Below are 12,795 nucleotides of genomic sequence, written 5' to 3' on the forward strand. Positions count from 1 at the left end.
AGACTGCGGGAAATGACCTAACTTAGCGAACGATAGTGAGCTTTAGTAGGTCAAACGCAAGGGGAAACAAATCTATATGAGTAAGGCGAGTAGGTAGATTTGTGTTTCAAGACTGCGGTGATTTTATGATGAAAGGATGAAAAAATTGAAAAGGTTTAATGAATTATCAAATGAACCTGTAAAGGTTAGAGAGCATAATATTAATAAGTATTGGCAAGAGATAGATTTACTCCATAAATCAGTTACTACAAGGGATAAAAAGAAACCATATATATTCTACGAAGGACCTCCCACAGCAAATGGGAAGCCTGGAATACACCATGTAATGGCTAGAACATTAAAGGACTTAACCTGTAGATATAAAACTATGCAAGGATATCAAGTAAAAAGAAAAGCAGGCTGGGATACCCATGGACTTCCAGTAGAAATTGAAGTAGAAAAGAAATTAAACTTAAAAGATAAACATGATATTGAATCCTATGGTATAGAATCTTTTAATAAACAATGTAAGGAATCTGTTTTCCAATATGAAAAACTTTGGAGAGATATGACAGAAAGGATGGCTTATTTAATTGATTTAGATAATCCATATATAACTCTGGATAATAATTATATTGAATCAGTATGGTGGATATTAAATAAATTCTTTAAAGAAGGTTATATATACGAAGGACATAAGATATTACCATATTGCTCAAGATGTGGTACAGGATTAGCATCCCATGAGGTTGCACAAGGATATGAAGAAATAAAAACTGATACAGTAGTAGCAAAATTTAAACTTAAGGATAAGGATGAGTATTTCTTAGCTTGGACTACAACTCCTTGGACCCTTCCATCTAATGTTGCTTTGACAGTAAATCCTAAAGAAACCTATTTAAAAGTTAAACAAAATGATGAAATATATTATGTAGGAAAAGTTTTAGCAAATAAAGTATTAGGTGAAGATTATGAAGTACTAGAGGAAATGAAGGGTAATGATTTAGAGTTCGTTGAATATGAACAATTAATTCCATTTATTAATGTACAAGAAAAAGCATTTTTTATAACATTAGCAGACTATGTAACTACTGAAGATGGAACAGGAATAGTACACTCTGCTCCAGCATTTGGTGAAGATGACTATAACACAGGAATGAGATATAGTCTACCAGTTGTAAAACCAGTATCAGAAGATGGTAAATTTACTGAAACTCCTTGGGAAGGTAAATTTGTAATGGATGCTGACCTTGATATTATAAAATGGCTTAAAGAGGAAGGGAAATTATACAAGAAAGAAAAAGTAGCTCACAACTATCCACATTGTTGGAGATGTAAAACACCATTATTATATTATGCAAAACCATCTTGGTATATTGAAATGACAAAGTTGAAGGATAAACTTGTAGAAAATAACAATGGTGTAAATTGGTTCCCGTCATTTGTAGGTGAGAAGAGATTTGGCAATTGGTTAGAAAATATTAATGACTGGGCAATATCTAGAAGTAGATATTGGGGTACCCCACTTCCTATATGGAGATGTAGTGATTGTGGTCATATAGATAGTGTTGGTTCTAGGAAAGAATTAGTTGAAAGGGCAATAGAAGATATAGATGAAAATGTAGAGCTTCATAGACCATATGTTGATGAAATACATTTAAAATGTGATAAATGTAATGGAACTATGACTAGGGAAAAGGATGTAATAGATGTATGGTTCGATAGTGGAGCTATGCCATTTGCACAGCATCATTATCCATTTGAAAACAAGGATATTTTCTTTGATGAACTTTTCCCAGCTGATTTTATAAATGAAGGAATTGACCAAACTAGAGGTTGGTTCTATTCCCTTATTGCAATATCAACATTTGTAACGGGGAAATCACCATATAAAAATGTATTAGTAAACGATTTAATACTAGACAAGGATGGTAAGAAAATGTCTAAGTCTAGGGGAAATACAGTAGATCCTTTTGAACTGTTTGACAAATATGGAGCAGACGTTTTAAGATGGTATTTAATCTATGTATCTCCACCATGGGTTCCAACAAAATTTGATGAAGATGGACTAAGGGAAGTAGAAAGTAAATTCTTTAGATCTATAAGAAATGTATATAATTTCTTCTCACTATATGCAAATACAGATGGCATAGACCCTAGAGAGTTTTTTATTGAATACAATGATAGACCAGAAATCGACAGATGGATACTTTCAAAATATAATACATTAGTTAAGGATTGTAATCAAGATATGGACATATTTGAATTGACAAAAGTAGTTAGAGCAATCCAAGAGTTTGTAATAGAAGATTTATCTAATTGGTATATTAGAAGGAATAGAAGAAGATTCTGGTCAACAGAACTAGATGATGACAAGAAAGCTGTATATAATACAACTTATGAAATACTTGTAGGATTATGTAAAATGGTAGCTCCATTTGTACCATTTATTTCCGAGGAAATATATCAAAAGTTGACAGGAGATGAATCAGTACATTTAGTATACTATCCAAAGGCAAATGAAGAATTAATAAATAGAAAAACAGAAGAAAAGATGGATTTAGTAAGGGATTTAGTGGGACTTGGTCGTGCATCTCGTGAGTCAGTAAAGATAAAAGTACGTCAACCACTTAAAGAAGTAGTAATAGATGGAAAATATGAAGAACAAATAAAAGACTTAGTACCTTTAATTATGGAAGAGCTAAATGTTAAAGAAGTAGTATTTGAAAAGGATTTATCTCAATTTATGAACTACTCCTTAAAACCAAACTTCAAAGTAGCAGGTTCAATACTTGGAAAGAAGATTAAATCATTTGGTAAGGCATTAAATGAATTGAATGCCCGTGATACTGTTGAAAGATTAGAATCAGGTGAAAAAATAGTTCTAAATCTAGATGGAGAAGATACAGAAATAGAAAAAGACTATGTACTAGTTACTATAGAATCTAAAGAAGGTTTTGATGTAGCCATGGAAAACAATCTATTTGTAATTTTAGATACAACTTTAACTCCTGAGTTAATTAATGAAGGATATGCAAGAGAGTTTGTATCTAAGATTCAACAAATGAGAAAGAATAATGGCTATGAAGTTCTAGATAATATCAATATATTCTATGATGGTTCTGATGAAATCAAAGAAGCTATAGATGAATTTGAAGAGTTTATTAAGTCAGAAACTCTAGCTAAATCTATAGAAAGAGTAATAGAGGAAGGTTTAGAAAAACAAGACTTAAATGGTCAGATGACAGGAATAAGACTAGAAAGAATAGAATAGAAACTAGAATAAATATCCATCGGCTAGGTCGGTGGATATTTATTTGTTTTGGGATGAAAAAGAGTTGAGGATTTTATGGATCATTTATTGATAAGAATGAGAGAATAATCTGGAAGGCATGCTAAGATGTATTGTTTATATTACATGATTTAGAAAAATATATCTTTGGAGTCTGATCTTATAAGTTCTTTTTATTATTAAAAACTTAGAGAATGGTTTTATTTGCTAAAATATTTATGGCGAATAAGAAGTTTCTTAACTTCTATAAGTATGATATGAACTGCTGAAGTTTTTGACATATATATTTTTAGTGTTATATACTATAATTAATATTAAACAATAAAAGATTTATATAGAAGGGAATTGAACAGGAACAGTTAATTTGGAATTAATTATAAAATCTATAAGTAAATTATAAATAGTTAATTCACAAGATTTATTAAAAGTGGAAAAAACAATCTAAGGAAAGATGAGCTGGATCAAGTTTATGATATTATGTGTAAATATTCCAATATTCTATTGTGTATTGGTAATGGTAAGAAATATCATTTTGTAGAGATTGAATGAGAGGATGAGATATGCTGTGGGAGATTATGTAAGAGAACTAAGAAAATTAATAGGTTCCCGACCAGCTATTTTATGTGGGGCAGGTATTATCATAATAAATGCTAAGGAAGAAATATTGTTACAGCATAGGACGGATAATGATTTATGGGCAGTTCCAGGAGGTGCTATCGAGTTAGGAGAAACTGTGGAAGAAGCAGCTACTCGTGAAGTATTTGAGGAAACAGGATTGAAGGTGGGAAACCTTAAACTATTAGGAATATACTCTGGTGAAGATACTTATTATAAATATCCTAATGGAGATGAAGTTTATTGGATTACTATTGCATTTATAAGCAATGAGTTTGATGGAAAACTAAGACCAAATAATTATGAAAGCAAGGAATGTAAATTCTTCAGTGTAGACGAGCTGCCAGAAAATTTCATAGGTATAGATAGATTAATTTTGAATGATTATTTGAAGATTCGTGGATATTTCTTCACTGGCTGTTAATCACTACCTGGGAGCAAAAGTTCTTAAGCTTCAGCTCAAAAGTGTCAGAAATACAGAACACTATACAACATTGATATAATCATCTCAGAGTAATGAATTGTGAGATAAATTGCCAAATAATTTGGGGGGAAGGTATAATAAAAGAGAAAGCAAGGTCAAATTATAAAAAAGGTATGCAAATTTAAGATACACCTAAACAAGGAGTAAATAAAAAGAATAACTTGATATATGCTTTGGATGTACTAGATTTATTTGTAATAAAATGTTAGAAGATAAAATTGAAAAAAGAAATATTGTAAGTGATAGGAAAGTCACTGTTTAAAACACAGTGATTTAAAGGGTGGTAAATTATGATTAATCATAGTCAAATAATTTAAAGAGGTGTAAAAATGAGACCAATTGATATGCATTGTGATACAATATTAAAGTTAATGGATGATAAAGAAAACTTAGGATTATATGAGAATGATTTAAGTATAGATATTAAGAAACTGAAAAAGGCTAAATCATTAGCTCAATTTTTTGCTATGTGGGTGGATTTTAAAGAAGAAATAAATCCCCTGGAAAGATGTCTTGAGATGATTGATAAATTTTATACTGAAATTGATAAAAACTCAGATGCTATTTCTTTAGCAACTAGCTATGAAGATATAATTAAAAATGATAATGAAGGAAAAATTTCAGCTGTCCTTAGTATCGAAGAAGGGGGAACAATTAGAGGGCAGATACATAATTTGAGAAACTTTTATAGATTAGGAGTAAGATCCATAACTCTTACATGGAATGCAGCAAATGAAATAGGATATCCTAATATGAATAAAGAATATAGAGATAAAGGATTAACAAGTTTTGGTCAGGAAGTTATATATGAGATGAACAAACTAGGAATGCTTATAGATGTTTCCCATCTTTCAGATAGAGGTTTCTATGATGTAGCAAAACTAAGTTCAAAACCATTTATAGCATCCCATTCAAATTCAAGAGCTATGAAAGAACATTCTAGAAATCTTGCCGATGATATGATAAAAATCTTATCAGAACATGGAGGTACAATGGGCATATGCTTTGAAAGAGATTTTCTAGGTGAAAGTGAGAATTCAAGAATTGAGGATATGATAAGACATATTAAATATATTAGAAATGTAGGAGGCATAGATGTTATAGCATTAGGCTCTGATTATGATGGTTCTCATCCAAATTGTGAAATAAACAATATAGGTGGAATAGAGAAACTTGCATTTGCATTAAAAGATAATAAATTTTCGGAAGATGAAATAGATAAGATATTTTATAAAAATGCCCTCAGGGTAATTAAGGATGTATTGTAGTTGGGAAACTTAAAGAATGGAAATATAGAATTGTAGATATAATATAAACATATATAATAATTAATATGAGGTGAATTGGTTTGAAGCATTATAAAAAGATGTTTTTTGTATCTTTTATAGTTGCATTGGCATCACAAGTTAATATAGGTTTAATAAATAGTGATTTTAGAGTTTCGGCAGGTATAATATTCTTCGTAGCTTTTCTTTTTCACTATCATGAGTTAAGACCAATTCCAACTGGTATACTATCAGGCATAATGGTATATCTTTTAAGGTTAATGGTTCATTACTTAACCAGTAAGAATCTCAATAATGTAATAATCTCTTATCAATTGGAAATATTATTTTATGCTTTTTATGCCATTATTTACTCTTTATTAATAAATAAAGTAAATAGAAACAATATAAATTTTATGTTTTTTATTGCCATTATTAGCGACTTTGGTGCTAATCTTATTGAAGTAGTTGTAAGGACAACAATAGATATCTCTCCTTCTCCGTGGAAGGTTGGGACTACACTATTTCTTGTAAGCATAGTGCGCTCTGCCATAGTTTGGCTTGTATTAAATACGCTTAAATATTATAGAATGCTTTTGATGAAAGAAGAACATGAAAATAGATATAAAAGGCTATTATGGCTGACATCTCAGTTGAAAACAGAAATGTATTGGATAGAGAAGAATATGGATCATATAGAAACGGTCATGTCGGAGTCATATGAGTTATTTGAGAAAATCAATCTTAATGAAGATAGAGAAAGTTGGGCAAATAAAGCATTAAATATTGCTAGAGATGTACATGAGATAAAGAAAGAGAATGGTCTAGTAATACGTGGAATAAAAGAAATTACGGAAAGTGAACTAAAGGATAAAGGGATGGATTTTAAAGATATTGTTAGCATACTTTCTGAAACTATGAAAAGGGAAATAAAAGGATTAGATAAAGATATAAATCTTGAGTTTATCATAGGAGAAAACTTCTATACTTCCAAACATTATTATCTTATGTCCATGCTTCGGAATCTTATAATGAATGCTGTGGATGCAATACCTAAAATGCAAAAAGAAGCTAAAATCAGTGTAAGACATAAGATTGACGGAACCCAGCATCATTTTATAGTCTCTGATAACGGTATAGGTATAGATGAAGAAGGACTAAAATATATTTTTTCACCTGGATTTTCAACTAAGATAAATTATAATACAGGAGAAGTTAATAGAGGTCTTGGACTCAGTATAGTTCAGTATATAGTAGAGGAACAATTAAATGGTAAGGTAAATGTTACCTCTATTTTAGGAAATGGAACTAGTTTTCATATATACATTCCGAAAAATGTATTGGAGGAAGATTAAAAATGAGAATATATATAGTGGAAGATGATCCCAATATTATTAGAATTTTGGAAAGAATAATAATGGATAAAAATTTGGGAGATATAATAGGGAGAAGTGATAACGGATTAGATGCTTTGGAAGAAATAGAATTATTGAATCCTGATATAGTATTAGTTGATTTATTGATGCCTGGTAAAGATGGTATTAGTTTAGTGAGAGAGGCTAAGATAAAAGATTCAGATATTCAATATATTATGATTTCACAGGTATCATCTAAGGATATGATTTCTAAAGCATATCAAAGTGGAGTAGAATATTATATCTCAAAGCCCATTGATGCTATTGAAGTACAGACTGTAATTAAAAAAGTTACAGAAAAAATTAATATAAATAAGAAATTATTTCAAATTCAAAGTTTGTTTTCTGATGAAACTAAAAATGTTAAAAGAGAGCAAAATAGTGTAGATGGTATTGAAGGAGTAAAAACAGTGATGCAAAGAATTGGTCTTATTGGACAATCTGGTAGCCAAGATATTATTAATGTAGCTAAATATTTAATTGATACAAATCAAACCATGGCGGATTATACTATAAAAGAACTTTGTAGTCGCTTTACAGATAATCCTAAGACTATGGAGCAGAGAATTAGAAGAACAGCTACTATAGGCATGGTTAATCTTGCAAATATTGGAATAGAAGATTATATGAATGAGATATTTACTGAGTATTCAAATGGACTTTATAATTTTGAGCAACTAAAAATAGAGATGGATTTTATTAGAGGGAAAAGTAAAAAAAGAGGTAAGGTAAATATAAAAAAATTTATAGATGGAATAGTATATTATGGAAAAAGACAATAAAAAGCTATATAAGAGTTCAGTTTTAACTCTTATATAGCTTTTTATTATTGATAAAATACTACAAAAAAATCATAAATTTTTATTGCAATTTGAAACTTTCAAAAACTATTTGAATATTGCAGGTTATAATCGGTTTATAAATTATAGGACTAATTTATATGTGTGTAAGTGTCAAAAGGATATCAAAAATACTTAAGAAAACAGGAGGTTATATTAATGGATTCAGTAAGAGCAATAGTTAGTTTTGTAAATACTATTCTATGGGACTATGTATTAATATTTGGACTTATAGGGGTAGGAATTTTTATGACTGTAAGACTTAAGTTTCCACAATTTACAAGATTATTTCCTGCATTAAAGAAAATGATTGAAGGAATAGTTAAGAAAGAGGCAGTAGAGGAAGGAAAAATGTCACCTTTCCAAGCCTTATCAACAGCTGTGGCAGCTCAAGTTGGTACAGGAAATATAGTAGGTGTAGCTACAGCAATAGCAGCAGGAGGACCTGGGGCTGCATTTTGGATGCTAATATCTGCATTCTTTGGAATGGCTACCATTTTCAGTGAATCAGTTTTAGCACAAAAGTATCGAGAAAACAAAGATGGAGTATTAGTAGGGGGACCTGCTTATTATATAAAAAATGGTTTAAAATCTAAATTATTAGCAACAATTTTTTCTGTATCATGTATTGTGGCATTGGGTATAGTTGGTATCATGGTACAATCAAACTCAGTGGCTGGGTCAGTTAGCAATGCTTTCGGAGTACCAGTAATAGCAGTTACCATTGGACTTGCAATAGTAGTAGCACTTATATTAATGGGTGGTATGGGAAGGATAGCATCCTTTGCTGAAACAGTAGTGCCAATTATGGCAGGTGCTTATATATTAGGAAGCTTAATTATTATTGTAATGAACATTGGTAGTTTCATTCCAGCATTAAAAAGCATTTTTATGGGGGCATTTTCACCAGGATCAATAGGTGGAGGTGTACTTGGTATAACTGTTCAACAAACTGTAAGATTTGGTTTAGCAAGGGGACTTTTCTCTAATGAAGCTGGTATGGGTTCAACGCCACATTCACATGCAGTTGCCGATACTAAGCATCCAGCCGAACAAGGATTTACAGCAATGATAGGAGTATTTATATCAACATTTTTAATTTGTCTATCAACAGTTATGGTGAATATTACATCAGGTGCTTATAATTCCAATATATCGGCTGTTGAAATGACTCAAAACGCAACTGTAATGACACAAAATGGTTTTACTGCCGGATTTGGTACCTTTGGAGGAATGTTTTTATCAATATGTTTATCCTTTTTTTCACTTACTACAATAGTAGGATGGTATTTTTTTGCTGAATCAAATGTAAAACATATATTCAATACAAATACAATAATTATTAATGGATTTAAAGGTATAGTGCTTACGGCTTTAGTGGTGGGTACATTAATAGATGCCACATTTGTATGGGAATTGGCTGATATGTCCATGGGTATAATGGCTGTACCGAATATTATAGCATTATTCTTATTATCCAAGGAAGTTAAGAATATACTTGATGATTATGATTCAAAGGTATTAAGAGGAGAACTTCATTGGGAATATGAATATCAGAATCTTGATGAAAAGAAAGATAATAGAAAAGCTATATTAAGAAAAGGATTGAGTACTACTTTATTAAAATAATAAATTTTATGACACATTATGACACAGGGATAATCCCAAATCAGGGAAGGTAGATGGCTAAAGCTGTCTACCTTATTTGTATTTATAGATTTTTAAAGGAAAAGAAAAATGATAATATAAATCTTATAATGAAAATATTTTTGTAAACAGATTCAAACATTTAATGTAATATATGGATATGTTATGAATTGAATGTTACAATCATATTCAAGGATGTGCTTTCTTGAAAAATAAAATAACTGCTGTGATATGTGTAGATTCTTTCCAACAGAATTTTATATTCCAGGAAAAATTTGTATAATGATAACAGGGATAGGAGTCTACTATCCTGATGGTGGTGAAACACAGAGAATAGGCATAGTTCCTGACATTGAAATAAGACCTACAATTAAAGGAATTAAAGAAGGCAGAGATGAGTTGTTAGAAAAGGCTATTGAAATAATTAATGGGAAATAAAAAGCAAAAAAACTATTTCAAAGGGGGAGAAATGTGAGATTAACAGAAATAGAACAATATATATTAGAGCTATTTACGACTAAAGATAATGAACATTTCTATGAAGAAAGCGGAATTACTGTAAGAGGAACAGAGGATATAAAAAGAATTGGATATTGTACAAACTTAACTCTTGATACCATAGAAGAGGCAAGAAAAAATAAAGTTGATTTAATAATAACTCATCATGATGCTTGGGAGTTCATATATGAACTGAAAGAGGCTTGCAAAGAAAAGCTTTTGGAGTATAATATATCACATTATTTTAATCATCTGCCATTAGATGACTGTGAGTTTGGAACTAACAATTCTTTAATTGAAAGATTGGGATTGAAAATTATTGAAAGAACTCATGAAGAGGATGGATTTTTTTGTGGGAGAGTAGCAGAGTTTAAAGAAGAAATAACATTTGAAGAATTGGTTAAAAAACTAGAGGATATATTAGAAGAGCCAGTACAATCATGGAAGTTTAAGGATGAAAAAATAAGGACAGTTGGTTTGGTCTGTGGAGGTGGAGGCTTTACCACAGATGTTCGGGAAGCAGTTGAGCGAAATTGTGATGTGTATATAACAGGTGAAAAGGTGCTATATACTATTGAATATGCCAAATTTGCAGGGATTAATTTAATAGTAGGAAGTCATACCTTTACTGAAGTATTTGGAATTGAAAGCCTTGCTATGAAAATAAAAGATAAGTATAAAGACATAGAGATAATTAAGCTACAGGAAGAACATCTAGAGGTATTTCATAGTGTACTAAAGGGATAATTAAAGTATATATAACTAATTTTTAGTATAAATTAATAAGATTACTTACATTGCCTATGCTTCCTATCCATAGAGATATAGTTAGGAAGCATTTTGTGGCATTAAGACTTAGAATTAAGGTCTATTCTAATAGGATTACCTATTTCTATGCTATTATTTTTTATAATAGAATCATAAGCTAATATTTCAACACCATTTTCACTTGCAAGTTTAACAGCTTCAGAGAATTTACTATCCATTTGCCAATTTAATCTAAAAAGCTTTGGTCCCTTCATCTGTATTAGAAAGAATATCGTTCCTTTGTATCCTTGTTTTACTGCTTCAATCATTTCCAATACATGTTTAGTTCCTCTTTCTGTAGGTGCATCTGGAAACATGGAAATATGATTATTTTCTAAGGTTGCACCTTTTACTTCAATAAAACCCTTTTGCTCCTTAGATTCAAAATATATATCATATCTAGAACTTCCAAAGGTAACTTCTCTTTTTAATCTTGTTAAATCTTTAAATCCTTTAATTTTATTTTCCTTAAGGGCATGGTAAACTACTGCATTAGGGATTTGAGAATCTATATTAACTAACATATTCTCCTTCCAAACAGATATAATTGAGTATTTTGTCTTTCTATTTGGGTTATGAGTGCAATCTTCTAAAATAACTTTAGCTCCAGGTATTAATAATTCTCTACATCTTCCAGTATTTTTCACATGGACTGTTTCTTCTTTTCCATTTATCAGTACTTGTGCAATGAATCTATTTGGTCTTATTAGAAAGATTCCTTCTACAATTTTTTTATATTCCATATTTTCTCCTTTTTATAACAATGATTATTTATTGTTTATTGTATCACTAGGAATAATATATATCAATTTTTCCAATGAAAGGGGAGTCTAAGAGAATTTAAGGAAACTTCCACATTCATAGTTAATATAATAGCTATAACTATTATATCAGGGGTGAATGAAATGAAATATATGTATATTGTAGATTATGAAGATGGTTCTACAGTTAAAGAAAAAGTTAATGAGTGGATAGCTGAAAATGAAGAGAATATACTAGAAATCGTAGATATAGAATATAATCAGGAAGGAAATCTATACTTTGCTATAGTTTCTTATTTAGAAAGAGAAAAATAATGATTAAAAATATTATTTAATAAAAGAAGGATTTGACAAAAAAATGTAGAATATTTAATGTAGTATACAAATTCATCGCAAAGGAGATTACAATGGAAAGGTTTAAACAAAATAGAAATTTTATGAAATCTGGCTTTATAGAGCATATATTATCAGATCAAGAAAAACAATTACCTCAACCACCACTACAAAAACCATATGACAATAATTTTGAAATAATTGAGTTACCTAGTATAAACCAAGATCTCATAGTAAAGCAAGATATACATAAGTGTATATCGGATAGGAAGACCAATCGTGAATACAGTAAGAAAGCTTTAACAATAGATGAATTATCTTATCTCTTATGGGCAACTCAAAGTGTAAAAGAAATCAGGGGAGATAACTATGCAACAGTCAGACCTGTACCATCAGCTGGGGCAAGACACCCTTTTGAAACTTATTTAGCTGTTCAAAATGTAGAAGGGCTCAAAAAAGGTGTTTATAGATATCTTGCACTAGAGCACAAACTTTTATTTTTATATGAAGAAGATATAGAGGAGAAAATAATATCCGGAACTCTAGGACAAAAATTCGCTGGAACTGCAGCAGTTAACTTTATTTGGTCTTGCTTACCCTATAGAGGGGAATGGAGATATGATAAACTTGCCCATAAGGTGATGCTTATAGATGCTGGACATGTGTGTCAGGCATTATATATTGCTTGTGAGTCACTGGGGTTAGGTACTTGTGCTATAGCCGCATATGATCAAAATCTTATGGATGAGATGGTAAAAGTAGATGGGGAAGATGAGTTTGTAGTATATATGGCTCCAGTAGGCAGAATTTAACAGTTTACGATTTTTATTATTTTACATCCCTCAAGTGAAGTACTTGGG

At 30.4% G+C, this 12,795-nt stretch carries 11 protein-coding genes; 10 read left to right on the forward strand and 1 reads right to left on the reverse strand.

Annotated features, from left to right (window positions below):
• Positions 1 to 145 precede the first annotated feature (145 nt).
• The 8 genes from ileS (at position 146) to RT714_RS13405 (ending at position 10,781) form a co-directional block, all read left to right on the forward strand.
• Positions 146 to 3,253, forward strand: coding sequence for an isoleucine--tRNA ligase (ileS, locus tag RT714_RS13370; protein WP_313758291.1), 3,108 nt, complete (start codon positions 146 to 148; stop codon positions 3,251 to 3,253).
• Between the two features lie 583 nt (positions 3,254 to 3,836).
• A complete protein-coding gene (locus RT714_RS13375) occupies positions 3,837 to 4,310 on the forward strand; it encodes an NUDIX hydrolase (RefSeq protein WP_313758292.1) in 474 nt (157 codons plus the stop codon).
• A 389-nt stretch (positions 4,311 to 4,699) separates the two neighbouring features.
• Positions 4,700 to 5,638 carry a dipeptidase gene (locus tag RT714_RS13380; protein ID WP_313758293.1) on the forward strand — a complete coding sequence of 313 codons (939 nt, stop codon included), beginning with the start codon at positions 4,700 to 4,702 and terminating at the stop codon, positions 5,636 to 5,638.
• Positions 5,639 to 5,718: 80 nt separating this feature from the next.
• Positions 5,719 to 6,990: an ATP-binding protein gene (locus RT714_RS13385; RefSeq protein WP_313758295.1), complete on the forward strand. Its 1,272-nt coding sequence runs from the start codon at positions 5,719 to 5,721 to the stop codon at positions 6,988 to 6,990.
• Positions 6,991 to 6,992: 2 nt separating this feature from the next.
• Positions 6,993 to 7,832: a DNA-binding domain-containing protein gene (locus RT714_RS13390; protein WP_313758296.1), complete on the forward strand. Its 840-nt coding sequence runs from the start codon at positions 6,993 to 6,995 to the stop codon at positions 7,830 to 7,832.
• Between the two features lie 216 nt (positions 7,833 to 8,048).
• Positions 8,049 to 9,518, forward strand: coding sequence for a sodium:alanine symporter family protein (locus RT714_RS13395; protein WP_313758298.1), 1,470 nt, complete (start codon positions 8,049 to 8,051; stop codon positions 9,516 to 9,518).
• A 249-nt stretch (positions 9,519 to 9,767) separates the two neighbouring features.
• Positions 9,768 to 9,974, forward strand: coding sequence for a hypothetical protein (locus tag RT714_RS13400; protein ID WP_313758300.1), 207 nt, complete (start codon positions 9,768 to 9,770; stop codon positions 9,972 to 9,974).
• Positions 9,975 to 10,007: 33 nt separating this feature from the next.
• Positions 10,008 to 10,781: a Nif3-like dinuclear metal center hexameric protein gene (locus tag RT714_RS13405; RefSeq protein ID WP_313758301.1), complete on the forward strand. Its 774-nt coding sequence runs from the start codon at positions 10,008 to 10,010 to the stop codon at positions 10,779 to 10,781.
• A gap of 101 nt (positions 10,782 to 10,882) precedes the next feature.
• Here the strand turns inward: RT714_RS13405 and sfsA are convergent, their stop codons facing one another.
• Entirely contained in the window at positions 10,883 to 11,584 is a 702-nt protein-coding gene (sfsA, locus tag RT714_RS13410; RefSeq protein WP_313758302.1) for a DNA/RNA nuclease SfsA, read from the reverse strand.
• Between the two features lie 162 nt (positions 11,585 to 11,746).
• On the opposite strand from sfsA, the gene RT714_RS13415 reads away from it, so the two are divergent.
• Both RT714_RS13415 and RT714_RS13420 read left to right on the forward strand, forming a co-directional pair.
• Positions 11,747 to 11,917, forward strand: coding sequence for a hypothetical protein (locus RT714_RS13415; RefSeq protein WP_313758303.1), 171 nt, complete (start codon positions 11,747 to 11,749; stop codon positions 11,915 to 11,917).
• Between the two features lie 92 nt (positions 11,918 to 12,009).
• The gene (locus tag RT714_RS13420; protein ID WP_313758304.1) at positions 12,010 to 12,747 is read left to right on the forward strand and encodes a SagB/ThcOx family dehydrogenase; all 738 of its coding nucleotides are present in this window, start codon (positions 12,010 to 12,012) and stop codon (positions 12,745 to 12,747) included.
• The last annotated feature ends 48 nt before the right edge of the window (positions 12,748 to 12,795 follow it).

It is taken from the genome of Tissierella sp., from assembly GCF_032104385.1.
In the GTDB taxonomy this organism is placed as follows: Bacteria; Bacillota; Clostridia; order Tissierellales; family Tissierellaceae; genus Tissierella.

Excerpts from the sequence above, each read along its gene's own strand:
- RT714_RS13380 (WP_313758293.1), top strand. The coding sequence starts at position 4,700 with ATGAGACCAATTGATATGCATTGTGATACAATATTAAAGTTAATGGAT.
- RT714_RS13390 (WP_313758296.1), top strand. The coding sequence starts at position 6,993 with ATGAGAATATATATAGTGGAAGATGATCCCAATATTATTAGAATTTTG.
- RT714_RS13395 (WP_313758298.1), top strand. The coding sequence starts at position 8,049 with ATGGATTCAGTAAGAGCAATAGTTAGTTTTGTAAATACTATTCTATGG.
- RT714_RS13400 (WP_313758300.1), top strand. The coding sequence starts at position 9,768 with ATGTGTAGATTCTTTCCAACAGAATTTTATATTCCAGGAAAAATTTGT.
- sfsA (WP_313758302.1), bottom strand. The coding sequence starts at position 11,584 with ATGGAATATAAAAAAATTGTAGAAGGAATCTTTCTAATAAGACCAAAT.
- RT714_RS13415 (WP_313758303.1), top strand. The coding sequence starts at position 11,747 with ATGAAATATATGTATATTGTAGATTATGAAGATGGTTCTACAGTTAAA.
- RT714_RS13420 (WP_313758304.1), top strand. The coding sequence starts at position 12,010 with ATGGAAAGGTTTAAACAAAATAGAAATTTTATGAAATCTGGCTTTATA.